This is a genomic window from Imhoffiella purpurea (assembly GCF_000585215.1).
Lineage (GTDB): Bacteria > Pseudomonadota > Gammaproteobacteria > Chromatiales > Chromatiaceae > Imhoffiella > Imhoffiella purpurea.
Genome location: NZ_AONC01000003.1, coordinates 25128 through 50736 on the forward strand (window position 1 = coordinate 25128; position 25609 = coordinate 50736).

Genomic DNA, 25609 nt, shown 5'->3' on the forward strand with positions numbered 1-25609 from the left:
GCCGGTCTCCCTCAGTATTGGATGATGACGCGACGATTCTGGCGCCACGCGGTTTCCGAATGCCCGGAATCGGCCGGGCGCTCCTCGCCGTAGCTCAGCGTCGTCATCTGGTCCGCGCGCACGCCCTCGGCGAGCATGAATTTGCGCACGGTTTCGGCACGCTGATCGCCGAGCGCCAGGTTGTACTCGCGTGTGCCGCGCTCGTCCGTGTTCCCTTCGAGCGTCACCTCGACGCGATCGTGGGTACCCAGATAACGGGCGTGGGTGCGCATCAGGTCCAGATATCTGGGCTTGATCTCGGCGCTGTCGTAATCGAAATAGATGGTGCGGTTGTAGAGCGGGCTGGTCGGATCCTCCCAGGGGCCGGCATAGACCGGGCGCGTCGACTCCACGCCCGATGTACGGGCGTCCTGGCCGGGCAGCGCGGACCTGGAGGCGTCGCTCACCGGGGGATTGGCACCGGCATCCGAATGGGGCGTGGTGGAGCACCCGACGATGCCGACCATCGAGGCCAGCATCACCGAGATGGACAGTATATTGCTGATGAGGACGCGCATGCTGCGGGCTCCTTACTTCATGAAGGGTGACCAGGCCGGTTCGCGGACCTGACCGGAATCCTGGGAGAGACGCTGATTGCCGCCGCCGTCCACCGAGGTCGCGGCCAGGACGCCACGCCCGCCGTGGATGGTGGCATAGATGATCATGGAGCCGTTCGGGGCGAAGCTCGGCGATTCGTCCAGATTCCCGGAGCTGACCAGCCGCACGATGCCGCGCTCGGTATCCAGCACCCCGATACGGAAGCTGCCGTTGATCCGGGTCACCATGGCGATCGAGCGTCCGTCCGGCGAATAGGAGGCACGGCCGTTGTAATCGCCCTCGACGCTGATCCGCTCGGCCGGCCCGCCGTCCGATGACATGCGATAGATCTGCGGACTGCCGGCACGATCGGAGGTGAAGATGATGTAGCGCCCGTCCGGCGACCAGGAGGGCTCGGTGTCGATGGCATAGTGATCGGTCAGACGCACAAGTTCGCGGCTGAGCAGGTTGAGGCTGTAGATCTCGGGGTTGCCGTCCTTCGACAGGGTCATGGCCAGCCTGAGTCCGTCCGGCGAGAAGGCGGGCGAGCCGTTGATGCCCGGATAGCTGGAGACCAGATCGCGCCGCCCGCTGGAGAGTTCCTGGACATAGATGGCGGCACGGCGGTTCTCGAAGGAGACATAGGCGATCCGGCGTCCGTCCGGCGACCAGGCCGGAGACATGATGGGCTCGCCCGAGGAGACGATGGTCTGGGGGTTGTAGCCATCGGCATCCGCGACCTTGAGGGCCACGGTCTGGGAGTCGCCGCTCCCGGTCGAGGTCACGTAGGCGATCCGGGTCGCGGCGACGCCGGCCTGGCCCGTGAGCTTCTCGTAGATGATGTCGGCGACCAGATGCGCGGTGTGGCGCATGCCGGCCTTGCTGGAGATGAGACTGCTGCTGGCCAATTCGTTGCCGCGAAAGACGTCGTAGAGACTGAAGCTGACGCGGTAGCCGTTGCCCTCGGCCTCGACCCGGCCGATGACCAGGCTGTTCATGCCCAGCAGGCTCCAGTCGCGCAGATCGACCTCATCGCGCGTGGTGGGCATGTCCAGCATGTCGCGGGTCGGCATCGGCTTGAAGCGGCCGGTTCGCGCCAGATCGGCGCCGATCACGGCGGCCACGTCGGCGGGCGGGATCAGCCCCTCGGAGACACCGAAGGGCACCACGGCGATCGGCTGGGCGGCCTCGACCCCGCCGGTGATCTCGATGTTCAGTCTGGGGGCGGCCAGAGTCGCGCTGCTCGCGGCCAGATTGAATGCGCAGAGTGTCAGGACGAGCAGCAGTGGCTGGAATCGGCTCATGGTGCGAGGTTCCCACTTATTTTGGCGTAAAGGTTAGGTCGAACTCCCGAAAAGGCTCGAACGCGGCCCCGGATGGCACGGGCAGTGGCGAGGCGCTGACAACGGCGGCGATCACGGACTGGTCGTAGGCGAGGTTCCCGCTGCTCTGGACTACGCGCACACTGCTCTCGATCACGTCGCCTCCCGGCATCAGACGCACCGATACGATCGTGGTCAGCCCTCTGCCCACGCCAGGCGGACGTGTCCAATAGGCGCGCACGCGATCCTGGATGACCGGAAAGTAGCGCGTCGCCTCCAGAGACATCTCCTCGGCGGCCAGCTGAGACTGCAGATCCTCCTCGAGTGCCCGCTGGGCCTCGGCGGCCCGCCGGCGCTCATCCGCCGCGGCCTGCTCGCGCGCCTCCTGTTCTCGACGCCGTTGCGCATCCTCCTCGGCCAGACGGCGCTCCTCCTCCCTGGCGAGGCGCTCGGCCTCCTCGGCGATCCGGCGCTGGCGCTCGGCCTCGGCGGCCTGGCGCTGCCGCTCCTCCTCGGCCGCGCGACGCTCCATCTCCTTGCGGATGCGCTCGCGCTCGGAGGCCATACGTCTGGCCTCCTCTTCAGCACGCAGCCGCTCGGCCTCGGCCTGGCGACGCGCCTCCTCGGCGGCACGTTCCTCCTCGGCCTGGCGGCGCGCCAGCTCCTCCGCCTGACGACGCGCCTCCTCCTCGGCCTGGCGTCTGGCCTCCTCGGCCCGCTGGCGAGCCTCTTCCTCGGCGCGACGGCGCTCGGCCTCCGCCCGGGCCTGCGCGGCCAGACGCGCCGCCTCTTCCTCGGCCCGCCGACGCGCGGCTTCGGCCTCGGCCCTGGCCTGGGCCTCTTCGGCGAGACGCTGCCGCTCGGCCTGGCGCTGCGCCTCCTGTTCGGCCTGCTGCCGCGCCTCCTCCTCGGCGAGACGCTGCCGTTCGGCCGCCTCCCGCGCCCTGTCCTCGGCCTCGGTATCGACCTTCGGCGGCTGATCGGCGCGAATCTCATCGATCATGGCCTCGAGGGCGCGATCCGTCACCAAGGTCGCCTGCACGACCCGGACCTTGTCGGCCGCGTCCAGCGACGGCCGATCGAACCGAATCCCGATCAGCAGCAGGATCGCGAAGATGAGATGCAGCCCCAGCGAACAATAGAAGGCCCGGGGATCGTCCCTCAGGATCTGCCACATGGTCTAGGGCTCGCGGCGTTCCGGAGGCACCGTGATCAGCCCGACCTCCGGGGCGCCCGCCGACTGGGCGATGGCCATGGCGCGCACCACCTTGCCGTAATCGACCTGGTTGTCGGCCCGGACGAGAATAGGCGTGTCCGGCTTGTAGCCGAGGACCACCCGGATGCGATCGTAGAGGATCTGGTCGCTCGCGGGCTGGTGCTTCTCCTTGCCGACGTCGATGTAATAGTCCCCGAAGGCGTCCACCGTGATCACCACCGAATCCACCGTCGGACTGGCGATACCGCCCGCCTTCTCCCGCGGCAGGTTGACCTTGACCCCGGTGGTGATAAGCGGCGCCGTCACCATGAAGATGACCAGCAGCACCAGCATCACGTCGATGTAGGGCACCACGTTGATCTCGGCCATGAGCCGGCGGCGGTTGCGGCTGCGCGTGTGCTTGATCATGGCTCGCGTCCCGGCGCTCAGGCGCGGCCCTGGCGCTGGAGCAGGGTCGAGAATTCCTCAATGAATTCCTCGTAGCGGTTGTTGATCCGCTCGACCTGATTGGAGAAGCGATTGTAGGCGATCACCGCCGGGATGGCGGCGAAGAGCCCGATGGCGGTGGCCACCAATGCCTCGGAGATGCCCGGCGCGACCAGCGCCAGGGTGGCCTGCTCGACGTTGCCCAGGGCATGGAAGGCCTGCATGATGCCCCAGACGGTCCCGAACAGCCCGACATAGGGGCTGGTGGAACCGACGGTCGCGAGGAAGGCGAGATTGTTCTCCAGGCGATCCATCTCGCGGCTCGTCGCCACGCGCATGGAGCGTTCGGCGCCTTGCAGCACCGCCATCATGTCCGCACCCTCGATCTTGCGCAGGCGCACGTATTCCTTGAATCCCGAGCGGAAGATGGCCGCCAGCCCCTGATTCCCCGTCTCGTCCTGGCTCAGATCCTTGTAGAGCGCGCTCAGATCGCCCCCGGACCAGAATCGTTCCTCGAAAGCGTTGGCGCTTCGGCGCGCGCCGGAGAGCACCCGGGCGCGATCGAAGATCATGGTCCAGGAGATCAGGGAGGCCGCCAGCAACAGCACCAGAACCATCTGGACGACGAAGCTCGCGTCCAGGATGAGCGTGACCAAAGAGAGATCGGAGACCATGACCGTTACCCCTTGGAGTCGCGCGCCGAGCGCTCCATGCCAGACAGGATTCCATCGACCATCTCGGACGGCATCCGGCGCGGACGCTTGGTGCGCGCGTCGAGACAGACGACGTTCACGGTGCCCCGGCAACACTCCTTGCCGTCTGCCTGACGCAGGATGCTCTGCTCGAACTCGATGCTCGCGCCCCCGAGATGCTTGACCGCGGACCGGACCAGCAGCAGATCGTTGAAGAGCGCGGAGACCCGATATTCCAGGCCGACACGTCTCACGGCGAAGAGGATCCCCTGCTCGTCGCGCAGCAGATCCTGCTCGTAGCCGAGCGCGCGCAGCCACTCGGTTCGCCCACGCTCCATGAATCGCAGATAATTGGCATAGAAGACCACCCCGGCCGCATCCGTATCCTCGTAATAGACACGCACGGGCCAGTCGAAGGTCACGCCTGAAAGATCGTTCGAAATCGCCATGGCACCCGTCAGGCGGCATCCCCGCCTAAAAAGTCCATAAGTCTATCGGAAACCCTGAGCCCCGACACTCTGTCATACAGGATCCAGCTCGCCAGACGCCGCTCCATGCGTCACAGTGCGACCGACGAATACGGCCAGATAACTCAATAACCAAGGAATCCATCGATGTCATTTCTTTCCTCCCTGCAGGGCAAGCGCGGCGAATACCTCGTCGCAGTCCAGTTCATCCTCGTCTTCGTCTTCGTCATGACCCCGAGATGGAATCCGCTCCTGACACCGGCCTTGCTGGACAGTCTGGAGCCGGTGCGCTGGGCGGCGCTCGCGATCCTGGGCGCGGTGGGAATGGTACTCGGCGGACTGGGCTCGATGCACATCAAGGAGTATCTAACCCCCTTGCCCTACCCGGTCGATCACAACCAGCTGGTGCAGCATGGCGTCTATTCCTGGGTGCGCCATCCGCTCTACAGCAGCCAGCTCTTCATCGCCCTGGGATGGGTACTCTTCACACTCAGCCTCTCCCACCTGGCCGTCCTGGCCGCGGCCTTCGTCTTCTTCGACTACAAGGCGCGCAAGGAGGAGGGCTGGCTGACCGAACGCCATCCGGATTACCCTGACTATGCCAAGCGGGTGAGAAAGTTCATTCCCTGGATCTATTGAGGGGAAGCTGCCAGCCTCCAGCGGCCAGCTTCCAGCTGATTGCCGGCGGCTGGATATGCATCAGTCCACCCAGACCCGCGCATTGCGGAACAGACGCATCCAAGGGCCGTCCTGGCCCCAGTCGTCCGGGTGCCAGGAGTTCTGAACGGCCCGGAACACACGCTCCGGATGCGGCATCATGATGGTCACCCGGCCGTCGCGCGTCGTGAGTCCGGCGATGCCCTCGGGCGAGCCGTTCGGATTGGCCGGATAGCGCTCGGCGACCCGCCCATCGTTCTCCACATAGCGCGCGGCCACTCCAGATCGCGCCTGGGACAGATGCGCGGCATCGCGGAACTCGGCCCGGCCCTCGCCGTGCGCCACGGCGATCGGCATGCGCGATCCGGCCATGCCGGCGAGCAGTACCGACGGGGTCTCGGTGACCTCCAGCATCAGGGTCCGCGCCTCGAACTGCTCGGAGCGGTTGCGCACGAAATGCGGCCAATGCTCGGCGCCCGGGATCAGCTCGCTCAGATTCGAGAGCATCTGACAGCCGTTGCAGATGCCCAGCGCGAAGGTGTCCGAGCGCTCGAAGAATGACTGGAACTGATCGCGCGCCCGCGGATTGAAGAGGATGGTCTTGGCCCAGCCCTCGCCGGCCCCCAGCACGTCGCCGTAGGAGAAGCCGCCGCAGGCCACGAGCCCCCGGAAACGGTCCAGTTCGATGCGTCCGGCGATGACGTCCGAGAGATGGACGTCGACGCACTCGAAGCCGGCCGCGTGGAAGGCCGCGGCCATCTCGATCTGGCCGTTGACGCCCTGCTCGCGCAGGATGGCGATCGGCGGACGCGCCCCGCGCTCGATGAAGGGCGCGGCGATGTCGTGATCCGGATCGAAGGTGAGGCTGGCGTGCAGCCCCGGATCCTCCTCGGCGATCCGCGCGAAGGCCTCCTCGGCGCACTCGGGGTTGTCGCGCAGCGACTGCATCCGGTAGCTGGTCTCGGACCAGGCCCGCTGCAGGTCGACCCGCTCGGCCTCGAAGAGCACCCGGCAGCGGCGGCAGACGCGCACCGTGTCGCTGTCGTCGATCATGCCGATCACCGGGCTGAACTCGGCCAGACCGTAATAGTCGAGGATCTGGAGCACGGCGTCGGTCTCGGTATGACGGACCTGGATGACCGCGCCCAGCTCCTCGCTGAACAGGGACGCGACGTCGTCGCAGCCGACCGCCGCCAGATCCACGTCGATCCCGCAGCGCCCGGCGAAGGCCATCTCGCAGAGGGTCGCGATGAGACCGCCGTCGGAGCGGTCGTGATAGGCCAGGATCATCTCCTCCCCGCGCAGCTCGCGGATCGCGGCGAAGAAACGCTTGAGCAGATCGGCATCCTCGATGTCCGGCCCCTCCTCGCCCAGCGCGCCGTAGACCTGGGCGAGACAGGAGGCGCCCAGCCGGTTGCGGCCCTGGCCCAGGTCGATGAGGATCAGATCCGTATCGCCCTGATCGGTGCGCAGCTGGGGCGTGAGGGTACGGCGCACGTCGTCGACGGGCGCGAAGGCGGAGACGATCAGGGACAGGGGCGCGGTCATCTCGCGGCGCCCGCCCTCGGCGTCCTGCCACACCGTCTTCATGCTCATGGAGTCCTTGCCGACCGGGATGGCGATGCCGAGCTCGGCACAGAGATCCATGCCGACCGCGCGCACCGTGTCGTAGAGCCGGGCGTCCTCGCCGGCATGTCCGGCGGCCGCCATCCAGTTGGCCGAGAGCTTGATGTCGCCCAGCGCCTCGATCGAGGCGGCGGCGATGTTGGTCAGCGCCTCGCCGACCGCCATGCGCCCGGATGCGGGAGCATCGAGCAGGGCCAGCGGGGTGCGCTCGCCCATCGCCATGGCCTCGCCGCAATAGCCGCGATAGTCGCTGAGGGTCACGGCACAGTCGGCCACCGGGATCTGCCAGGGACCGACCATCTGGTCGCGCGCCACCTGGCCCGTGATGCTGCGGTCGCCGATGGTGATGAGGAAGCTCTTGTCCGCCACCGTGGGCAGACGCAGCACCCGGAACACCGCCTCGCGCAGATCCAGGTCCCGGGTCGCGAAGGGCGCGGACGGCGGGCCGACCCGCTCGACCTCGCGCTGCATCTTGGGCGGCTTGCCGAACAGCAGGGGCAGCGGCATGTCGATCGGACGGTCGTCCAGCAGACGGTCGCCGAGGGTCAGGCGCTCCTCCTCGGTCGCCTCGCCGACCACGGCATAGGGACAGCGCTCGCGCTCGCAGATCGCCTTGAAGGTCTCCAGACGCTCGGCGGCCACCGCCAGCACATAGCGCTCCTGAGACTCGTTGCACCAGATCTCCATCGGCGACATGCCCGGATCGTCGTTCGGGATCTCGCGCAGCTCGAAACGCCCTCCGCGCTCGCCGTCGTGGACCAGCTCGGGCAATGCGTTGGACAGACCGCCGGCGCCGACATCGTGTATGAAGAGGATGGGGTTCTCCTCCCCGCGCGCCCAGCAGCGGTCGATGACCTCCTGACAGCGGCGCTGCATCTCGGGGTTGGCGCGCTGCACCGAGGCGAAGTCCAGATCCTCGGCCGAGGCGCCCGAGGCCATGCTGGAGGCCGCCCCGCCGCCGAGACCGATGAGCATCGCCGGACCGCCCAGCACGATCAGGGGCGTGCCCGGCGGGAAGGCGTCCTTGGCGACGTGCTCGGCGCGGATGTTGCCCATGCCGCCGGCGAGCATGATCGGCTTGTGATAGCCACGCAGCTCGGGCGCGCCGCCGGGGCCCGGCACCTCCTGCTCGTAGGTGCGGAAATAGCCGGCCAGGTTGGGACGACCGAACTCGTTGTTGAAGGCCGCCGCGCCGATCGGACCCTCGAGCATGATGTCGAGCGCCGAGACGATGCGCCCCGGCTTACCGAAATCGCGTTCCCAAGGCTGCTCGAAGCCGGGGATGCGCAGGTTGGAGACCGAGAAGCCGCACAGACCCGCCTTGGGCTTGGCGCCCCGACCGGTCGCGCCCTCGTCGCGGATCTCGCCGCCCGAGCCGGTCGCCGCGCCCGGATCCGGGGCGATGGCGGTCGGATGGTTGTGGGTCTCGACCTTCATGAGGAGATGGATCTCCTCCTCGGACTCGCAGTAGATGCCGGTCTGGGGACAGGGCATGAACCGGCGCCCGTCCCAGCCCTCGATGACCGCCGCGTTGTCCTTGTAGGCCGAGAGCACCCCCTCGGGCGAGGTGTCGGTCGTGTGGCGGATCATCTTGAACAGCGAGCGCTCCTGGGCCTCGCCGTCGATGATCCAGTCGGCGTTGAAAATTTTGTGCCGGCAATGCTCGGAGTTCGCCTGGGCGAACATCATCAGTTCGACGTCGGTCGGATTGCGTCCGAGCGACTGGAAGCTCTCGGTCAGATAGTCGATCTCGTCGTCGGACAGGGCCAGACCCAGCTCGCCGTTGGCGGCGACCAGTGCCGGACGGCCGAGCCCCAGGACGTCGACCCGTTGGGCCGGCCTCGGCTCGGCACCGTCGAAGAGACGATGCGCCGCGTCCATCTCGAACAGGGCCACCTGGGTCATGCGGTCGTGAAGCATGGCGGCCGTCCGGCTCAGCACATCCCCTGCGACCGCCGCCGTCTCTGTGGAGAGATAGTAGGCCGTGCCGCGCTCGATCCGGGCGATCTGGGTCAGTCCGCAGTTGTGGGCGATGTCGGTGGCCTTGGACGACCAGGGCGAGATGGTCCCCGGCCTGGGCACCACCAGGACCAGCGCTCCCTCCGGGGTGTGCGCCGGCAGGCTGGGTCCATAGCGCAGGAGCCGCTCCAAGACCGACCGCCCGGCCTCGTCCAGATCGCCGGACAGCTGGGCGAAATGCACGAACTCGGCATAGAGTTGAATCCGCGTTCCGGTCCGCTCGCTCAGACGCTCGGCGAGCTTGCTCAGACGGAACTCGGAGATGGCTGGGGCGCCGCGGAGGACCAGCATCGGCGATTGCTCTGGGTGCTTGGAGGTGTCGGACATAATAGCGTGACTCGGCGGGGGATGAGGAGCTCGCCCTGATGAGATCAGGAAAGTGGATCGCCCCGGATCCGGGGCTAGGCATGACGGCGCTGACGCAGCGCCTCGTAGAGACAGACCCCGGTCGCGACCGAGACGTTCAGACTCTCGACGCGACCGAGCATGGGAAGACGGATGAGGCTGTCGCAGCGCTCTCGGGTCAGACGCCGCAGCCCGGTGCCCTCGCTGCCCATCACCAGCCCCAGCGGACCGGTCAGATCGGCGGCATGGAGATCGCCCGGCGCCTCGCCGGCGGTGCCGATCAGCCAGATGCCGCGCGATTTGAGCGCATCCATGGTGCGCGCCAGATTGGTCACCTGATAGTAGGGCATGGTTTCGGCGGCACCGCTCGCGACCTTGCAGACCACGGGCGTCAGACCGACGGCATTGTCCTTGGGCGCGACGACGGCATGAACGCCGACCGCCTCGGCTGTGCGCAGACAGGCCCCCAGGTTGTGCGGATCCTGCACCTCGTCGAGCAGCAGCAGGAAGGGCGCCCCCTCGATGCGATCCAGGTGGGCGCTCAGATCGCGCTCGGTCCGGGACGCGGGGACCCGCACCCAGGCGAGCACGCCCTGATGATTGGCCCCGGACGCGGCATCGTCCAGTTCGCCCCGATCCACGGAACGCACCTGGATGCCGCCCTGGCGGGCCAGATCGGCCAGCTCGCCCAGACGCCGATCGCGACGGCTGCGTTCCAGCCAGAGCTCGCCGACGCCCTCGGCGCCGAACTTGAGCGCGCTGCGAACGCTGTGTATTCCAGCGACGGGAGAATGGTCCTTCATCTCAATCGGTCGACGCCGTGCCGCCCGGCTTGCGTTTGCGGCGATTGCGCGAACGCGGCTTCTTCGCGCCCGAGGCATTGGAGTCGCCGGAAGGCTTGGATGAACCGGATGGCTTTGAATCACCGGATGCCTTGGGTTCGCCCGACGCCTTGGAGGCGGCCGGTGCGCCCGGCTTGCCCCTGCCTCGCGACTTCGGTTTGCGCCGGCCCGAGCCATTGGTCTGCGAGCTGGCGGGCTCGGCAAGCACGAAGTCGATCTTGCGGTCGTCCAGATTCACCGCCGCGACCTGGACCTTGAGGCGGTCGCCCAGACGGTAGACGGTGCCGGTGCGCTCGCCGTGCAGACGGTGACCGATGGGGTCGAAATGATAGAAGTCGTTGTCCAGTGCGGTGATGTGCACCAGACCGTCGACATAGACCTCGTCGAGCTCGACGAAGATGCCGAAGGAGTTGACGCTGGTGATGGTGCCCTCGTATTTCTCGCCCAGCTTGTCCTGCATGAACTCGCACTTGAGCCAGTCCTCGGCGTCGCGGGTCGCCTCGTCGGCGCGGCGCTCGGTCCCCGAACACTGCTCGCCGATCTGCTGCAGCTCGGTGCCCGAATAGTCCATGTCGGCCACCGTCCCACCGACCAGCAGATGGCGGATGAGCCGGTGCACCACCAGGTCCGGATAGCGCCGGATCGGCGAGGTGAAATGGGTATAGGCATCGTAGGCCAGCCCGAAGTGCCCGGCATTGTCCGAGCTGTACATGGCCTGCTGCATGGAGCGCAGCAGGACGGTCTGGATCAGACGCCGGTCCGGGCGTTCCCTGACCATCTCGAGCAGCTCGCCGTAGTCGTGCGCGGTCGGCTTGGGACCGCCGGGGAGCTTGAGCCCAAGCTGGCCGAGGAATTCGCGCAGGTCGTTGAGCTTCTCCTCGCCCGGGGTGTCGTGGATGCGATAGATGGCCGGAATGCGCCTGCGCTGGAAGAGACGCGCCGCGGCCACGTTGGCCGCCAGCATGCATTCCTCGATCAGCTTGTGGGCATCGTTGCGCACCAGCGGAACGACCTCCTCGATCCGACCCTGATCGTTGAAGACGAACTTGGTCTCGGTGGTGTCGAAGTCGATCGCACCGCGTACCTGCCTGGCTGCATGCAGCACATGATAGAGCTGGTAGAGCTCGTGCAGATGCGGCAGCAGGTCGGCATATCTGGAGCACAGCTCGCCGTCCCCATCGACCACCATGGCGGCGACCTGATCATAGGTCAGACGCGCGTGCGAGCGCATCACGGCCTCGAAGAAGCGCGAGCGGGTGACCTTCCCCTCGGCGTTGACATAGAGCTCGGCGGTCATGCACAACCGATCCACATCGGGATTCAGCGAGCAGAGACCGTTCGAGAGCACCTCCGGCAGCATGGGAACGACGCGGTCGGGGAAATAGACCGAATTGCCGCGCGACTGGGCCTCGCGGTCGAGCGCGGTCCCGGGACGCACGTAGCTCGAGACGTCGGCGATGCAGACCAGGAGCTTCCAGCCCTTGGGCTTGCGCTCGCAATAGACGGCGTCGTCGAAATCGCGGGCGTCCGCGCCGTCGATGGTGACCAGCGGGAGCGCGCGCAGATCGGTCCGCCCCTCCTTCGCCGATTCGGGCACCTCTTCGCCCAGCCCGGCGATCTCGGCCACGACCTCGTCGGGCCAGTCGACCGGCAGGTCGTGGGCGCGGATCGAGATGTCCGTCTCCATGCCGGGCGCCATGTGATTGCCGAGCACCTCGGCGACGCGTCCGATCGGCGGAGTTCGACGCGTCGGCTGATCGATGATCTCGGCGACCACGATCTGACCTTGCTCGACCTCGCCGATGCGATCGCTGGGGATGATGATGTCGTGCGTGAGCCGCTTGTTGTCCGGCACCACGAAACCGACGCCGCTCTCTTTATATAGACGGCCGACAATGCTGCGGGTATTGCGCTCCAGGATCTCGACCAGGGCGCCTTCGAGCCGGCCGCGGCGATCCCGCCCGCTGACACGGACCACGACCCGATCGCCGTGGAAGAGCGCGCGCATCTCCTTGGGATAGAGGTAGAGGTCGTCGCCCCCCTCGTCCGGACGCACGAATCCGAACCCGTCCGGATGGCCGATCACGCGTCCGGCGATGAGGTCGCGCTTGTTGACGGGACAATAGACCTGGTTGCGATTTCGAACCAGCTGACCATCGCGCACCATGGCGCCGAGACGACGATCCAACGCGACCAGGTCCTGCTCACCGTTCAGATCCAAGGCGGCGGCCAATTCGTCGAACGACTGTGGGGCGCCGTTGCTGGTCAGGGTTTCGAGGATGAATTCCCGGCTGGGAATGGGGTTGGCGTATTTCTTCGCCTCGCGCTGGCGATGCGGATCCGCGTCTCTCGCGGCGGTGGATGATCGACGTCTTGTCACGTGAACTCGGTACCTCCAAAAAAATACAAGTGTACTCTTGACAACCCCGGCCTGTCTCTCTAATATTCGCGGCTCACCACGGGAGCACGACAAAACGACGTCTCTCGTGCCCCTTTGCCGAGGTGGCGGAATTGGTAGACGCGCATGGTTCAGGTCCATGTGGGCGAAAGCTCGTGGAGGTTCGAGTCCTCTTCTCGGCACCAAATTCCTAGGGTAGTCGAAACCGATTATCCTGCGCAAAAGGCGCCGCACCCAGTGCGGCGCCTTTTTCGTATGCGCACCCATCCCTGACCGCAACAGCCCCTATTGCGCCGCATGGCTCAGTGAAGCCCAGCCACCCGAGTCGACTCGCGCTTCTCCAAGGTTGAACGAGCTGTCCCCTCAGCGAGCGCTGTCAGTGACCAAGGCACCAGCCCAGCCAAATGTTCCGTTCGCCGGATTAAGTCTCTGAGACACAGAAGAGGGCCGGATAACAACCGCGATCTTCAATGGCCCCAGACTCCCTGCATGCCGATGCGGCCGAGGCCGCACCGACGAACGCCTTCCACAGTGGACCCGACGCAACGGTTCAGGACGTCTCCCGACGCCGCTTCGCCCGATTCTGCCGCAGCACCATCAGGGTCCAGGCCGGCCCAGAGACGGCATAGGTGAGGGCCATCAGGAAGAGCACCAGCGGCGGATAGATGAAGACCACTGCGAACCCGAGCATGACCGCGACGGCCAGCAGGAAGGGAACGCGCCCATGCAGACTGAGCTGCTTGAAGCTCTGATAGCGGAAATTGCTGACCATCAGCAGGCCTGCAACCGCGGTCAGGAAGGCGGCGAGCCAGGAGACGTCGGAGCCATCGATCCCGAGATCGTTGGCGGTCCAGATCCCTCCAGCGATGATAGCGGCGGCGGGCGGACTGGCGAGCCCCTGGAAATAGCGTTTGTCGGCGATCCCGACCTGGGTATTGAAGCGGGCCAGACGCAAGGCGGCCGCCGCCGTATAGACGAAGGCGGCCAGCCAGCCGACCTTGCCCAGCTCGCCGAGCGCCCAATGATAGGCGACCAAGGCCGGGGCCACGCCGAAGGCGACCATGTCCGAGAGACTGTCGTACTCGGCGCCGAAGGCGGTCTGGGTCTGGGTGATGCGGGCGATGCGCCCGTCGAAGCCGTCCAGGACCATGGCCGAGAAGATCGCCAGCGCGGCGGCCTCGAAGCGGTCCTGCGTCGCCGAGAGCACGGCATAGAATCCGGCGAACAGGGCCGCGGTGGTGAAGAGGTTCGGCAGGAGATAGATGCCGCGCGGTCTTTTGCGGGGTGGAAGCGTTTCGTCCATAGTACCGATATCGTGATGAGGAAGGGCCCGATGGCGGTGGAAGTATATCGCCGCATCCCTTCGAGCGTCGAAAGGGCTGGAACCGAAGGATCGCATCCCCGCCTAATGCACCGAGAAACGCCGGCCGAGCCCTCGCAAAGTTGGAGCGACCATTCCCTGGCGCAAGTAGGATTCTGTCATACACTTGCGCCATAGTGTCCGCTCACCGGACCCAAGATTCAGCATCTGCGCCGACGCGGAGATTCGCGCCCCGGATCGCCGCGTTGGCCCGACAGACACTGCAACCATCCGCCCGGGAGGTGACATGACGCTGCAGCAAGCCAAACCGCCGCTGCCCAGCGCCGACAAACGCTGGAAACTGGTCAACGCGACGATGCGCCGCAACGGCTATGCCGGACATGCCCTGATCGAGACGCTGCACAGCGTACAGGATGCCTTCGGCTTTCTCGACGAGATTTCACTGCGCTTCGTCGCCGCATCGCTCGACCTGCCATTGAGCAAGGTCTTCGGCGTCGCCACCTTCTACCACATCTTCATGCTCAAGCCGAAGGGGCGCCACACCTGTGTCGTCTGCACCGGCACGGCCTGCTACATCAAGGGGGCTGGAGAGCTGTTGGACGGCATCCAGGCACGCTACGAGGTCGCACCGGGCGAAACGACGCAAGACGATCGTCTCTCGGTGCTCTCGGCCCGTTGCGTCGGCGCCTGCGGACTGGCTCCGGCCGCGGTTCTGGACGGCGACGTCCTCGGCAAGCAGACCTCCGACACCCTCATCGCCAAGCTGGAGGAGCTGGACTGATATGCATCTGGAAGATCTCGCCGAAAAGGCCGCGGAATTCCGCGCCGAAGAGGCCGGCATCCAGCGCGAAGTCCGCGTCTGCGTGGCGGCCAGCTGTCAGTCGTCGGGCTCGCTCGCCGTCATGGAGGCGCTCGAGGATGCCTGCGGGGACGGCAAGGGCACCTGCCGGGTCAAGGGCGTGGGCTGCATGGGACTCTGCTCGGCCGGCCCGCTGGTCTCGATCGCCGACAAGGACTGCAGCCTCGACGAATCCGTGCTCTATCGCGACGTGACCCCGGCGGACGCCCCTGAGATCATGGGCAGCGTCTGTGGATCGCCGGTCGAGCGTCTGCGCTGCCCGACCGACCAGCCATTCTTCGCCCGCCAGCACAAGATCGTGCTGGAGAATTCAGGTTTCATCGATCCGGACAGCTTCAAAGGTTACGTCGCCGTGGGCGGCTACGCCGGCATGGTCCGCGCATTGAGCGAGATGACACCGGCGGACGTGCTGCGCGAGGTCACGACCAGCGGTCTGCGCGGCCGGGGCGGCGGCGGCTACCCGACCGGACTCAAATGGTCGACCGTCGCCAAGATGCCGGCCGGGCAGAAATACGTCATCTGCAATGCCGACGAGGGCGACCCTGGCGCCTTCATGGACCGCGCGGTGCTGGAGTCCGACCCCCATCGCGTCCTGGAGGGCATGGCGATCGCCGCCTATGCGGTTGGGGCCAACAAGGGCTACATCTATGTCCGGGCCGAATATCCGCTGGCGGTGGAGCGGCTGCAGACGGCGATCCGCAAGGCCAAGCGCGCCGGATTCCTCGGCAGCAAGGTCGCCGACACCCAGTTCAGCTTCGAGGTCGAGATCCGGCTCGGCGCCGGCGCCTTCGTCTGCGGCGAGGAGACCGCGCTCATGGCCTCGATCGAGGGACTGCGCGGCCAGCCGCGACCGCGTCCGCCCTACCCCGCCGAGTCGGGCCTCTGGGGCTGTCCCACGCTCATCAACAACGTCGAGACCTTCGCCAACATCGCCCCCATCGTCCGCGAGGGCGGCGACTGGTTCGCCTCGATCGGCACCGAACGCTCCAAGGGCACCAAGGTCTTCGCCCTGGCCGGAAAGATCCGCAACACGGGGCTGATCGAGGTGCCCATGGGGACCTCGCTGCGCGACATCATCGAGATCATCGGGGGCGGCATCCCCGACGGCAAGGCATTCAAGGCGGTCCAGACCGGCGGCCCCTCGGGCGGCTGCATCCCGGAGGCGCATCTCGACATCCCGGTCGACTACGACAGCCTCAAGACGCTCGGCACCATGATGGGATCGGGCGGCATGATCGTCATGGACGAGACCTCCAGCATGGTGGACGTGGCCCGCTATTTCATGGAGTTCTGCATGACCGAATCCTGCGGCAAGTGCATCCCCTGCCGCACCGGGACCTGGCAGATGCACGGACTGCTGGACGCGATCGCCAAGGCGCAGGGAACGCACGCGGATCTGGCCCTGCTGGAAGAGCTCTGCGAGGTGGTCCAGGCCACCAGTCTCTGCGGCCTGGGTCAGACGGCGCCCAACCCCGTCCTCAGCACGCTGCGCTACTTCCGCGACGAGTACGAGGAGAAGCTGCAGCGAGCGGAGCTCTGAGGCCGGCGCCAGGATCGACATCGGCCATCGGGGATTCTCCTCGGACCACGCATCATCGACGACCCTCACGGAGCCACCATGCCGCTACCCGCTACCCAGCCGAACGTCCGTGTCGTCACGCTCAAGATCGACGATCTGGACCTGTCCGCCCGCGAGGACGAGACCCTCATCGAGGTCTGCCGCGAGAACAAGATCCCCATCCCCAGCCTCTGCCACCTCGACGGGCTCTCGGTCTGGGGCGGATGCCGTCTGTGCGTGGTCGAGCTGGAGGGACAGAACCGATTGCTCGCCGCCTGCTCGACCCGGGTCGCCGAGGGCATGAGGGTCCATACCAACACCGAGCGGCTGCAACGCTACAGACGCACCCTCATCGAACTGCTGTTCGCCGAGCGGAACCATATCTGCTCGGTCTGTGTCTCCAATGGTCACTGCGAACTTCAATGGCTGGCGCAGAAGTGCGGTGTCGACCATGTCCGCGTCCCCTACCGTCAGCAGCCCTACCCGGTCGACAGCTCGCACGAGATGTTCCGCCTCGACCACAACCGCTGCGTCCTCTGCACCCGCTGCGTGCGGGTCTGCGACGAGATCGAGGGCGCCCATACCTGGGACGTCATGGGACGCGGCAGCGACTGCCGCGTCATCACCGACCTGGCCCGGCCCTGGGGCGAGAGCGACACCTGCACCAGCTGCGGCAAATGCGTCCAGGTCTGTCCCACCGGGGCGCTCGTCAAGCAGGGGACCTCGGTCGGAGAGATGGTCAAGGACCAGCACTTCCTGCCGATCCTCGCGCGCCGGAGACATGCCAGATGAGCACCGATCACATGAGCACACCGACCAAGATCAGGGTCGCCACCACCTGGCTCGACGGCTGCTCGGGCTGCCACATGTCCTTCCTCGACATGGACGAGCGTCTGATCGCACTCGCCGAGCGGATCGAGATCGTCTACAGCCCGCTGGTCGACACCAAGGAGCTGCCGGAGCAGGTGGACGTGGGCATCCTCGAAGGCTCGATCAGCTCGGAGGATGACCTGGAGAAGGCCAAGACCTTCCGCAAACGCTGCAAGCTACTCGTCAGCCTCGGCGACTGCGCCGTCAACGGCAACGTCCCCTCGATGCGCAACCATTTCAAGCTGGCCGACGTCATGGACCGCGCCTACCGCGAGAACGTCACGCTGCAGCCCCAGATCCCGACTCGCGAGGTCCCGGCGCTGCTCGGCACGGTCAAGCCGATCCATGGAGTGGTCCCGGTCGACATCTTCGTGCCCGGCTGCCCCCCTCGGGCGGACGCCATCTGGCACGTCCTGAGCGAACTGATCGAGGGCCGCATACCCGATCCGAGTCAGGTCACCCGCTTCGGGGCCTGACAGCCTTCAACACTACTAACGATAAGAGACTATCCGGAGACACCACTAGATGATCGACCAACAACTGGAGGCAGGAATCATCGTAACCCTATTGGACCGAATGCGAACCCAGCGCCTGCCGCGAGCGCTCGACCTCAAGGAGAAGGTCGAACGAGGCGATCGCCTGGACAGCTTCGACATCCAGTTCCTCCAAGATGTATTCGAGGACGCCCAAGGCATGCAACACAAATGGGATAGTCATCCGGAGCTCCACGAGATCATCGCCAAAATCACCCATCTCTATCACGAGATCACCAGCAAGGCGCTGGAGAACGAAGAGAAGGCGAACGGCGCCTGAAACTTCCCGGATCGCCACACCTCAGCAATCGACCCATCGTCATGCACAAGGGGCTGAATCCATGAGCCGAACCCTCACCATCGAACCAGTCACTCGTATCGAGGGACATGCGCGCATCACGCTTCAACTCGGTGACGGCGGCGAGGTGGAGGACGCCAAGTTCCATCTCACCCAGTTCCGCGGATTCGAGAAGTTCTGCGAGGGCCGCCCCTACCGCGAGATGCCGGCACTGACCGCCCGGACCTGCGGCATCTGCCCGGTCAGCCATCTGCTCGCCTCGAACAAGGCCTGCGACCATCTGCTCTCGGTCAGCATCCCGCCGACCGGGGAGAAGCTGCGCCGCATCATGAATCTGGCCCAGCTGGTCCAGTCCCACGCGCTGTCCTTCTTCCACCTCTCCTCGCCCGATCTTCTCCTGGGCTGGGACGCGGATCCGGCCTCGCGCAACATCTTCGGCGTCATGCGCCAGGATCCGGCACTGGCGAAGGACGGCATCCGTCTGCGCCAGATCGGCCAGACCATCATCGAGATGCTCGGAGGCAAGAAGATCCATCCGACCTGGGTCGTCCCGGGCGGGGTGAACGAGCCGCTGTCGCAGGAGAAACGCGACGCCATGCTCGCGCTCCTGCCGGAGGGGCTGGAGATCGCCAAGCGGACTTACGCCTTCTTCAAGGCCCTGGTCCCCAAGTTCCAGGACGAGGCGAACCATTTCGGCAACCAGCCGACCATGTTCCTGAGCCTGGTGACGCCCCAGGGCAATCTGGAGCACTACGACGGACTCTTTCGGCTCAAGGACGCCCAGGGACGCATCCTCGAGGACATGGTCCCGCCCGAGGACTACGAGCGCCTGATCGGCGAGGCGGTCGAGGACTTCAGCTACATGAAGTTCCCCTATTACAAACCCCACGGCTATCCGCAGGGCATCTACCGGGTCGGCCCACTGGCCCGGCTCAACAACGCCAACACCTGCGGCACTCCCTACGCCGACGTCGCCCTGGCCGAGTTCCACATGCTGCAGGAATCCGGCCCCATCGCCAGCAGCTTCCACTATCACTATGCCCGGCTGGTCGAGATCATCTTCGGGCTGGAGATGATGGAGCGTCTGCTCAAGGATCCCACCATCCTGGACCACCGGGTACGCGCGCGCGCCCGCAGCAACCGCTACGAGGGCATCGGCGTCTCCGAGGCACCGCGCGGAACCCTCATCCATCACTACCGGATCGACGACGAGGGGCTCATCACCTGGGTCAATCTCATCATCGCCACCGGACACAACAACCTGGCCATGAATCAGGCTATCCGCCAGGTCGCCGACGCCTATGTCGACGGCAACGACCTCAAGGAAGGCATGCTGAACCGCGTCGAGGCGGTCATCCGCTGCTTCGATCCCTGTCTGTCCTGCGCCTCGCACGCCTTCGGCCAGATGCCGCTGCACATCGAGCTGCGCGACCGCTCGGGGCAGCTGGTCGACACCCTCAGCCGGAGCTGACGCACTTGAGGACGCTCATCATCGGCTACGGCAGCCCGATCCGCGGCGACGACGCCCTTGGGCCCCTGGCCGCGGACCGCCTGGGGAGTGCCGATCTACCGGATCATGTGCAGGTGATCTCGCGCCACATCCTGACGGCCGAGCTGGTCGCCGATCTGGTGGACAAGGAACGCGTCATCTTCCTCGACGCATCGGTGGACGCGGAGCCCGGCGAGGTGCGCTGCCGGCGATTGGAGCCCGATTCCGAGGCCGTCTCGACCATGGCCCATTTCCTCGACCCGCGCGAACTCCTGGCCTGGTGCCAGACCCTCTACGGTCGCGCGCCCGAGTCCTATCTGGTCTCGGCCGGGATCTCCTCGCTCGACTATGCCAGCTATCAGCTCACCCCCATCGCCGAATCCGCCCTCGAGCGGATGCTCGAGGCGGTCGACCGACTCGTCGCCGAACCGAATCTGGAAACGGTCGATCGATGACGCTCCCCTTCGGTTCCGCTGGAAACGAGGATTTCCCGTGAGCTGTCAGCCTATCCCGAGGATGACAGATGATGCGATCCCTATCGAAAATGATCGTATCCGAGCCTGTCGAGCATGAGCGGACTGCCGTCGGCGAGCCGACATTCGAGACCCGAGCCGGGCCGAATCACACCGATCTGGCAAACGGGGCAGCCCAATTCTCTCGCCAGCTCTCGGGCCTGGATGGCGCGTTCGGGCGGCAAACAGAAACAGAGCTCGTAATCGTCCCCCGATGCGAGTGGCAATGCCCAGTCGTCCGATGCGGCAACGGCCTCGGCGACTTGGGGCGACAGCGGCAGCCGGGCCAGGTCCAGCTCGGCCCCGACCCTGGATGCGGCCAAGATGTGGCTCAGGTCCGCCGCCAATCCATCCGAGATGTCGATCATCGCGGTCGCCAGTCCGAGCAAATGCCGTCCCAGCTCGACGCGCGGGGTCGGATATTCGAGACGACGCCGCAGATCTGGCTCCACGGCCTCGCCAGCGAGCAGGTGACGCAGGGCCAGCCCAGCATCGCCCAGCGTCCCGCTGACGAAGACCAGATCGCCCGAACGGGCGCCACAGCGGCGTACCGCCGAGCCGGATGGGACGAAGCCATGGACCTGAACCGTCACGCTCAAGGGGCCTCGCGTGGTATCGCCACCCACCAGCCGGATACCGTAGGCATTCGACAGACGCGCATAACCGGCGCTGAACTCGCGAATCCAGACCGGATCCGGGCTCGGCAGGGTCAGTGCGAGGGTCGACCAGGCCGGCTCGGCCCCCATGGCGGCGAGATCGCTGAGCCCGACGGCGAGCGACTTGTAGCCGATGGCGGCGGGATCGCAGTCGGAGAAGAAATGCGTGCCCGCGACCAGGGTATCCATGCTGACGGCGAGCGATCGGCCCTCTGGCACGTCCAATAGGGCACAGTCGTCACCGACCCCGAGCCCCACGTCCAGACGGCAGGGACCCAGGTTGGCGAAATAGCTGCGGATCAGGTCGAACTCGGACACGCGCGGCAGCTCACACCTTGCGGTTCATGTCGCCGGCGCGGCGACGGGCGATCTTGTCGAGCACGCCGTTGACGTATCTGTGCCCCTCGTGGGCGCCGAGCAACTTGGTCAGCTCGACCGCCTCGTTGATGGCCACGCGATCCGGAACGCTGTCGGAGAAGAGGATCTCGAAGGCGCCGAGACGCAGGATGGCCAGTTCGACCGGGTCCACCTGACTGATGGGACGATCGAGGAAGGAATCGAGCTGGCTATCGATCTCCTCGATGTGCTCTGGCACTCCATTCAGCAATTGCTCGAGCAGCTCCAGATTGAAGTTGAAGCGCTCCTTGCCCTCCAATGCCTCTTCCTCGCCGATCCCGCTCAGGGAGGCGGCGACGGCATCGAGCCAGTCCGGATCGTCGAGCAGATGACGCTTGATCGTCATGGGATCGTCGCCGGTCAGACGCCATTGATAGAGCGCGAGTGCGGCATAGCGCCGCGACTGGGTGCGTGGTCCCACCATGTCAGCCGATCTGCCTCATGAGGCCCACCATCTCCAGTGCGGACATGGCCGCCTCGGCGCCCTTGTTGCCGGCCTTGGTTCCCGCGCGCTCGATCGCCTGCTCGATGCTGTCGACGGTCAGCACGCCGAAGGCGACCGGCAGGCCGTACTTGAGACTGACCTGGGCCATGCCCTTGACGCATTCGCCCGCCACGTACTCGAAGTGCGGCGTCCCGCCCCGGATCACGGCGCCCAGCGCGACGATGGCGTCGTAGCCGCCCTTGGCCGCGATCCGCTCGATCGTCACGGGCATCTCGAAGGCGCCCGGCACCCGCACGATGGTCAGGTCCTCGTCGGTCGCGCCGTGCCGCTTGAGCGCGTCGATCGCGCCCTTCTCCAGGCTCTCGACCACGAAACTGTTCCAGCGGGACACCACCAGACAGAAACGGGCACGGTCGGCGCGCATGGCGCCTTCAATGGTCTTGATCGTCATATTACCTCGAATGATTCAGGGTCTATCCATATCCAATGCACGCCAATGCGGCAGATCCTATTTTCCGCCCGTGTATTCGACGACCTCCAGATCGAATCCGGAGATCGCGTGCATCGACTTGGGGGCGCTCATGACCCGCATCTTGCGGACCCCCAGATCGGACAATATCTGGGCACCGATGCCATAGGTCCGGAGCTCGCTGCGATCCTGGCGCCGGGCCGGAACCTCGTCGTCGCCGTCGTGCAGCTGGAAATCCTTGAGCCGGGCCAGCAGATCGGCCGAGCTGTCGCGATTGCGCAGCACCACGATCACGCCCTCCCCCTCGGCCGCCACCTGACGCATCGCGTCCTGCAAGGGCCAGCCGCAGGCATTGTGGGTGGTACCGAAGAGATCGCACAGGGTGTTCTGCAGATGCACGCGCACCAGAGTCGGCCGATCGGGCCGGATCTCGCCCAGCGTCAGGGCCAGATGGATCTCCTTGTCGATGGTGTCGCGATAGGCGACGACACGGAATGTCGCGGCGGGGGTCGGCAGCTCGCATACGCACTCGCGCATCACGGCCTTCTCGTTGCGCACCCGATAGTGGATCAGATCGGCGATGGTCCCGATCTTGATATCGTGCGCCTTGGCGAATGCCTCCAGATCGGGACGGCGCGCCATGGTGCCGTCCTCGTTCATGATCTCGACGATCATGGCCGCCGGGGTGAATCCGGCCAGACGGGCGAAGTCGCAGCCGGCCTCGGTATGCCCGGCCCTCACCAGCACCCCGCCCGGCTGGGCCATGATGGGGAAGACATGGCCGGGCATCACCAGATCCTTGGGGCTGGCCTGCGGGGCCACCGCCGCCTTGACGGTGGTCGCCCGGTCCGCCGCCGAGATCCCGGTGGTCACGCCGCGCGCGGCCTCGATCGAGACCGTGAAGGCGGTGGAATGGGCCGCCTGGTTGTCGTTGACCATCAGCGGGAGACGCAAACGCTCGCAGCGCTCCTTGGTCAGGGTCAGACAGATGAGACCGCGGCCGTGCTTGGCCATGAAGTTGACCGCCTCGGGGGTCACGCAGTCCGCCGCCATCAGCAGATCGCCCTCGTTCTCGCGATCCTCGTCGTCCATGATGACGACCATCCTGCCCTGCCGCAGGTCCTCGATGATCTCTTCGGTGCTGTTCAGGCCGGGACTCGTCATAGCTGTACTTTCATCGGTGAGGCATGAATGGGATGGGCCGGGACCGGCTCACTTCATGAAGCCGTGCTCGGCGAGGAAATCGAGGGTCAGGCCCGAGGCATTGGGATCGGCCGCGCGTTCGCCGAGCAGCAGACGCTCCAGATAGCGGGCGACCAGATCCACCTCCAGATTGACGCGGGTACCGGGACCGTAGTCGCCGATGACGGTCTCCTGGACGGTATGGGGAACGATGTTGAGCTCGAAGACCGCCCCCTCGACCCGGTTGACGGTCAGGCTGGTCCCGTCGACGCAGACCGAGCCTTTGTGGGCGATGTAGCGCGCCAGCCCGTCCGGCGCCTGGATACGCAGACGCCAGGAACGGGCGTCCTCGTGCCGCTCCAGCAGGGTGCCGACCCCGTCCACATGACCGCTCACCAGATGCCCGCCCAGGGGCGTCGAGAGCGTCAGTGCCTTTTCGAGATTGACCCGGCTGCCGGGAGCCAGGCCGCCCAGGGTCGTCAGCGACAGGCTCTCGCGCGAGACGTCGGCCGCGAATCCCTGCGGATTCAGCTCGACCGCCGTGAGACAGACGCCGTTGACGGCGATGCTGTCCCCGAGGACCACCTCGTCGAGCGACAGCTTGCCGGTCTCGATCGACAGCCGCACGTCGCCGCCTCGCGGCTCCAGGCGCCGGATCCGACCGACCGATTGAATGATTCCAGTGAACATGAATGGATTCCTGCAAGCCAGGGGATACCTGGAGGATCAGATAGTGGGGCCGCCGACCGCCAAACGGAGACGCAGGTCCGGCCCGACCCGCCGCGCATCCAGGATCTCCAGCGCCAGCCGGTCGGCCATGGCCGAGATCCCGGGCAGATGGAAGAGCCCGCGCGCGGCATCGCCCATCAGATGGGGCGCCAGATAGAGCTGTATCTCGTCGACCAGGCCGGCCTCCAGCATGGCGCCGGCCAGATTCGGACCCGATTCGAGCATCACCTCGTTGATCTCGCGCCGCGCCAGCTCCGCCATGAGCGCCCGGAGATCGACACGGCCGTTCGACCGGGGCGCATGCCAGACGGAGGCGCCGGCCGATTCCAGGGCGGCCATGCGCTCGGGTGCATCCGCGACTCCGACCACCAGCGTCTCGCCTTCGAGACCCAACATGCGGGCATCGGCCGGCATGCGCCAACGGCTGTCCACCACCACGCGCAGCGGCTGGCGGATCAGTTCGCCCGACTCCATCCCCTCCAGATCGCCCGCCGACAGACGCACGTTCATACTGGGATCGTCGGCCAGCACCGTCCCGATCCCGGTCAGGATCGCCGAGCTCCCGGCCCGCAGGGACTGCACGTCGCGACGCGACTCGGCCGAGCTGATCCAGCGGCTCTCGCCGTCGGCCATGGCGGTCCGGCCGTCCAGGCTCGCCGCCATCTTGCAGCGCACATAAGGCAGCCCATGCTCCATGCGTTTGACGAACCCCGAATTCAGGGAACGCGCCTCGGCCTCCAGTACACCGATCGACGTCTCGATCCCGGCATCGCCCAGCCGCGCCAGCCCCCGCCCGGCAACCAAGGGGTTAGGATCGACCATGGCGCAGACCACTCGAGCGACACCGGCCTCGACCATGGCATCGGCGCAAGGTGGGGTCCGGCCATGGTGGCTGCAAGGCTCCAGCGTCACATAGGCCGTGGCGCCACGCGCCTCGGCACCAGCCTGGGCCAGCGCATGGCGCTCGGCATGCGGACCGCCGGCCCGGCGATGCCAGCCCTCGCCGACGACCCGACCGTCGCGGACCAGCACGCAGCCGACGCGGGGATTGGGATCCGTGGTGAAACGTCCGAGCCGGGCCAGGCGGATGGCACGGGCCATGTATTCCCGATCCGCAACCCGTCGCGGACCCGGACGGTCGTCGGTCATCGCGTCTTCGGCTCCAGATCCTCGAGCAGATCCAGCTGGTGGTTCTTGAGGTCGGGATTGGGGTGACGCTCGAGCCGTTCGATCTCCTCGCGGAAGGCGGCCACGTCCTCGAAATGACGATAGACCGAGGCGAAGCGCACGTAAGCGACCTGATCGAGCTGGCGCAGCTCGTCCATGACCATCTCGCCCACCCCCAGCGAGGGGATCTCGCGCTCGCCGCTCGACATGAGCCGGCGCTGGATGCGCGCCATGGCGGTGTCGATCTGCTCGGTGCTGACCGGACGCTTCTCCAGCGCCCGCATCATCCCGGAGCGCAGCTTGCGGCCGTCGAAGGGGACGCGGCTGCCGTCGCGCTTGACGATCCGGGGCAGATTCAGCTCGGCGGACTCGTAGGTGGTGAAGCGTTCCTTGCAGACCGTGCACTTGCGCCGGCGCCGAACCTGATCGCCCTCGCCCGAGAGGCGCGAGTCGACCACCTTGGTATCCTGGGCACCGCAGAAGGGACAGCGCATGGGGATTCAGCCTCCAGCCGCCAGCATCCAGCCACCAGCAACACT

25 protein-coding genes and 1 tRNA gene are annotated in these 25609 nt (G+C 66.3%); 9 read left to right on the top strand and 17 right to left on the bottom strand.

What is annotated here, in order from left to right; genetic code table 11:
* Positions 1–11 precede the first annotated feature (11 nt).
* Genes pal through ybgC form a run of 6 tightly spaced genes read right to left on the bottom strand, consistent with a single transcriptional unit; the run spans position 12 to position 4681 of the window.
* The gene (gene pal, locus D779_RS01160; protein WP_043748218.1) at positions 12–557 is read right to left on the bottom strand and encodes a peptidoglycan-associated lipoprotein Pal; all 546 of its coding nucleotides are present in this window, start codon (positions 555–557) and stop codon (positions 12–14) included.
* A 12-nt stretch (positions 558–569) separates the two neighbouring features.
* A complete protein-coding gene (gene tolB / locus D779_RS01165) occupies positions 570–1880 on the bottom strand; it encodes a Tol-Pal system beta propeller repeat protein TolB (RefSeq protein WP_043748220.1) in 1311 nt (436 codons plus the stop codon).
* Between the two features lie 16 nt (positions 1881–1896).
* On the bottom strand, positions 1897–3075 hold the full coding sequence (tolA, locus tag D779_RS01170) for a cell envelope integrity protein TolA (RefSeq protein ID WP_043748222.1): 1179 nt from the start codon (positions 3073–3075) through the stop codon (positions 1897–1899).
* A gap of 3 nt (positions 3076–3078) precedes the next feature.
* The gene (tolR, locus tag D779_RS01175) at positions 3079–3522 is read right to left on the bottom strand and encodes a protein TolR (protein ID WP_043748225.1); all 444 of its coding nucleotides are present in this window, start codon (positions 3520–3522) and stop codon (positions 3079–3081) included.
* A gap of 17 nt (positions 3523–3539) precedes the next feature.
* Positions 3540–4214 carry a protein TolQ gene (tolQ, locus tag D779_RS01180; protein ID WP_043748228.1) on the bottom strand — a complete coding sequence of 225 codons (675 nt, stop codon included), beginning with the start codon at positions 4212–4214 and terminating at the stop codon, positions 3540–3542.
* 5 nt (positions 4215–4219) lie between these two features.
* Positions 4220–4681 (bottom strand): tol-pal system-associated acyl-CoA thioesterase, encoded by a 462-nt coding sequence (gene ybgC / locus D779_RS01185; RefSeq protein ID WP_043748231.1) that lies wholly within the window; start codon positions 4679–4681, stop codon positions 4220–4222.
* 165 nt (positions 4682–4846) lie between these two features.
* Here ybgC and D779_RS01190 point away from each other — a divergent pair, with 165 nt between their 5' ends.
* Positions 4847–5338 carry a methyltransferase family protein gene (locus D779_RS01190; RefSeq protein WP_043748234.1) on the top strand — a complete coding sequence of 164 codons (492 nt, stop codon included), beginning with the start codon at positions 4847–4849 and terminating at the stop codon, positions 5336–5338.
* A gap of 60 nt (positions 5339–5398) precedes the next feature.
* Here D779_RS01190 and purL read toward each other — a convergent pair whose 3' ends face one another.
* The 3 genes from purL to rnr form a co-directional block, all read right to left on the bottom strand.
* On the bottom strand, positions 5399–9292 hold the full coding sequence (gene purL / locus D779_RS01195) for a phosphoribosylformylglycinamidine synthase (RefSeq protein WP_043748440.1): 3894 nt from the start codon (positions 9290–9292) through the stop codon (positions 5399–5401).
* A gap of 110 nt (positions 9293–9402) precedes the next feature.
* Positions 9403–10149 carry a 23S rRNA (guanosine(2251)-2'-O)-methyltransferase RlmB gene (rlmB, locus tag D779_RS01200; RefSeq protein WP_043748236.1) on the bottom strand — a complete coding sequence of 249 codons (747 nt, stop codon included), beginning with the start codon at positions 10147–10149 and terminating at the stop codon, positions 9403–9405.
* 1 nt (position 10150) lies between these two features.
* Positions 10151–12568, bottom strand: coding sequence for a ribonuclease R (rnr, locus tag D779_RS01205; protein WP_043748239.1), 2418 nt, complete (start codon positions 12566–12568; stop codon positions 10151–10153).
* Between the two features lie 116 nt (positions 12569–12684).
* On the opposite strand from rnr, the gene D779_RS01210 reads away from it, so the two are divergent.
* Positions 12685–12771, top strand: a tRNA-Leu gene (locus tag D779_RS01210).
* A gap of 365 nt (positions 12772–13136) precedes the next feature.
* Here D779_RS01210 and pssA read toward each other — a convergent pair.
* Positions 13137–13889 carry a CDP-diacylglycerol--serine O-phosphatidyltransferase gene (gene pssA / locus D779_RS01215; RefSeq protein ID WP_043748241.1) on the bottom strand — a complete coding sequence of 251 codons (753 nt, stop codon included), beginning with the start codon at positions 13887–13889 and terminating at the stop codon, positions 13137–13139.
* 304 nt (positions 13890–14193) lie between these two features.
* Here pssA and hoxE point away from each other — a divergent pair, with 304 nt between their 5' ends.
* The 7 genes from hoxE to D779_RS01250 all read left to right on the top strand — a co-directional run bounded on the left by hoxE (position 14194) and on the right by D779_RS01250 (position 19969).
* Positions 14194–14688, top strand: coding sequence for a bidirectional hydrogenase complex protein HoxE (gene hoxE / locus D779_RS01220; RefSeq protein WP_043748243.1), 495 nt, complete (start codon positions 14194–14196; stop codon positions 14686–14688).
* 1 nt (position 14689) lies between these two features.
* Positions 14690–16306, top strand: coding sequence for a NuoF family protein (locus D779_RS01225; RefSeq protein WP_043748245.1), 1617 nt, complete (start codon positions 14690–14692; stop codon positions 16304–16306).
* Between the two features lie 78 nt (positions 16307–16384).
* On the top strand, positions 16385–17116 hold the full coding sequence (hoxU, locus tag D779_RS01230) for a bidirectional hydrogenase complex protein HoxU (protein WP_043748248.1): 732 nt from the start codon (positions 16385–16387) through the stop codon (positions 17114–17116).
* An 11-nt stretch (positions 17117–17127) separates the two neighbouring features.
* Positions 17128–17670 carry an NADH-quinone oxidoreductase subunit B family protein gene (locus D779_RS01235; RefSeq protein WP_043748441.1) on the top strand — a complete coding sequence of 181 codons (543 nt, stop codon included), beginning with the start codon at positions 17128–17130 and terminating at the stop codon, positions 17668–17670.
* A gap of 49 nt (positions 17671–17719) precedes the next feature.
* Positions 17720–18007 carry a hypothetical protein gene (locus D779_RS01240; protein WP_043748251.1) on the top strand — a complete coding sequence of 96 codons (288 nt, stop codon included), beginning with the start codon at positions 17720–17722 and terminating at the stop codon, positions 18005–18007.
* A 61-nt stretch (positions 18008–18068) separates the two neighbouring features.
* The gene (locus D779_RS01245) at positions 18069–19496 is read left to right on the top strand and encodes a Ni/Fe hydrogenase subunit alpha (protein ID WP_043748254.1); all 1428 of its coding nucleotides are present in this window, start codon (positions 18069–18071) and stop codon (positions 19494–19496) included.
* Between the two features lie 5 nt (positions 19497–19501).
* Positions 19502–19969: a hydrogenase maturation protease gene (locus D779_RS01250; RefSeq protein ID WP_043748256.1), complete on the top strand. Its 468-nt coding sequence runs from the start codon at positions 19502–19504 to the stop codon at positions 19967–19969.
* 80 nt (positions 19970–20049) lie between these two features.
* Here the strand turns inward: D779_RS01250 and thiL are convergent, their stop codons facing one another.
* The 7 genes from thiL to nrdR are packed head-to-tail and all read right to left on the bottom strand — an operon-like array spanning position 20050 to position 25564.
* Positions 20050–21000 (bottom strand): thiamine-phosphate kinase, encoded by a 951-nt coding sequence (gene thiL / locus D779_RS01255; RefSeq protein WP_043748259.1) that lies wholly within the window; start codon positions 20998–21000, stop codon positions 20050–20052.
* A gap of 10 nt (positions 21001–21010) precedes the next feature.
* Positions 21011–21502, bottom strand: coding sequence for a transcription antitermination factor NusB (gene nusB, locus D779_RS01260; protein WP_043748261.1), 492 nt, complete (start codon positions 21500–21502; stop codon positions 21011–21013).
* Between the two features lies 1 nt (position 21503).
* Complete coding sequence (ribH, locus tag D779_RS01265) at positions 21504–21974, bottom strand: 6,7-dimethyl-8-ribityllumazine synthase (RefSeq protein WP_043748263.1); 471 nt, start codon at positions 21972–21974, stop codon at positions 21504–21506.
* 57 nt (positions 21975–22031) lie between these two features.
* On the bottom strand, positions 22032–23156 hold the full coding sequence (gene ribBA / locus D779_RS01270; protein WP_043748265.1) for a bifunctional 3,4-dihydroxy-2-butanone-4-phosphate synthase/GTP cyclohydrolase II: 1125 nt from the start codon (positions 23154–23156) through the stop codon (positions 22032–22034).
* 48 nt (positions 23157–23204) lie between these two features.
* Entirely contained in the window at positions 23205–23864 is a 660-nt protein-coding gene (locus tag D779_RS01275) for a riboflavin synthase (protein WP_043748267.1), read from the bottom strand.
* 36 nt (positions 23865–23900) lie between these two features.
* Positions 23901–25052: a bifunctional diaminohydroxyphosphoribosylaminopyrimidine deaminase/5-amino-6-(5-phosphoribosylamino)uracil reductase RibD gene (ribD, locus tag D779_RS01280; protein WP_043748271.1), complete on the bottom strand. Its 1152-nt coding sequence runs from the start codon at positions 25050–25052 to the stop codon at positions 23901–23903.
* A complete protein-coding gene (gene nrdR / locus D779_RS01285; RefSeq protein ID WP_043748273.1) occupies positions 25049–25564 on the bottom strand; it encodes a transcriptional regulator NrdR in 516 nt (171 codons plus the stop codon). Before nrdR ends, ribD begins: the two co-directional genes overlap by 4 nt.
* Positions 25565–25609 lie beyond the last annotated feature (45 nt).

Bases quoted from the DNA above. Each gene is read 5' to 3' on its own strand.
- pal (WP_043748218.1), bottom strand. From the start codon at position 557: ATGCGCGTCCTCATCAGCAATATACTGTCCATCTCGGTGATGCTGGCC.
- tolB (WP_043748220.1), bottom strand. From the start codon at position 1,880: ATGAGCCGATTCCAGCCACTGCTGCTCGTCCTGACACTCTGCGCATTC.
- tolA (WP_043748222.1), bottom strand. From the start codon at position 3,075: ATGTGGCAGATCCTGAGGGACGATCCCCGGGCCTTCTATTGTTCGCTG.
- tolR (WP_043748225.1), bottom strand. From the start codon at position 3,522: ATGATCAAGCACACGCGCAGCCGCAACCGCCGCCGGCTCATGGCCGAG.
- tolQ (WP_043748228.1), bottom strand. From the start codon at position 4,214: ATGGTCTCCGATCTCTCTTTGGTCACGCTCATCCTGGACGCGAGCTTC.
- ybgC (WP_043748231.1), bottom strand. From the start codon at position 4,681: ATGGCGATTTCGAACGATCTTTCAGGCGTGACCTTCGACTGGCCCGTG.
- D779_RS01190 (WP_043748234.1), top strand. From the start codon at position 4,847: ATGTCATTTCTTTCCTCCCTGCAGGGCAAGCGCGGCGAATACCTCGTC.
- purL (WP_043748440.1), bottom strand. From the start codon at position 9,292: ATGCTGGTCCTCCGCGGCGCCCCAGCCATCTCCGAGTTCCGTCTGAGC.
- rlmB (WP_043748236.1), bottom strand. From the start codon at position 10,149: ATGAAGGACCATTCTCCCGTCGCTGGAATACACAGCGTTCGCAGCGCG.
- pssA (WP_043748241.1), bottom strand. From the start codon at position 13,889: ATGGACGAAACGCTTCCACCCCGCAAAAGACCGCGCGGCATCTATCTC.
- hoxE (WP_043748243.1), top strand. From the start codon at position 14,194: ATGACGCTGCAGCAAGCCAAACCGCCGCTGCCCAGCGCCGACAAACGC.
- D779_RS01225 (WP_043748245.1), top strand. From the start codon at position 14,690: ATGCATCTGGAAGATCTCGCCGAAAAGGCCGCGGAATTCCGCGCCGAA.
- hoxU (WP_043748248.1), top strand. From the start codon at position 16,385: ATGCCGCTACCCGCTACCCAGCCGAACGTCCGTGTCGTCACGCTCAAG.
- D779_RS01235 (WP_043748441.1), top strand. From the start codon at position 17,128: ATGAGCACACCGACCAAGATCAGGGTCGCCACCACCTGGCTCGACGGC.
- D779_RS01240 (WP_043748251.1), top strand. From the start codon at position 17,720: ATGATCGACCAACAACTGGAGGCAGGAATCATCGTAACCCTATTGGAC.
- D779_RS01245 (WP_043748254.1), top strand. From the start codon at position 18,069: ATGAGCCGAACCCTCACCATCGAACCAGTCACTCGTATCGAGGGACAT.
- nusB (WP_043748261.1), bottom strand. From the start codon at position 21,502: ATGGTGGGACCACGCACCCAGTCGCGGCGCTATGCCGCACTCGCGCTC.
- ribH (WP_043748263.1), bottom strand. From the start codon at position 21,974: ATGACGATCAAGACCATTGAAGGCGCCATGCGCGCCGACCGTGCCCGT.
- ribBA (WP_043748265.1), bottom strand. From the start codon at position 23,156: ATGACGAGTCCCGGCCTGAACAGCACCGAAGAGATCATCGAGGACCTG.
- D779_RS01275 (WP_043748267.1), bottom strand. From the start codon at position 23,864: ATGTTCACTGGAATCATTCAATCGGTCGGTCGGATCCGGCGCCTGGAG.
- ribD (WP_043748271.1), bottom strand. From the start codon at position 25,052: ATGACCGACGACCGTCCGGGTCCGCGACGGGTTGCGGATCGGGAATAC.
- nrdR (WP_043748273.1), bottom strand. From the start codon at position 25,564: ATGCGCTGTCCCTTCTGCGGTGCCCAGGATACCAAGGTGGTCGACTCG.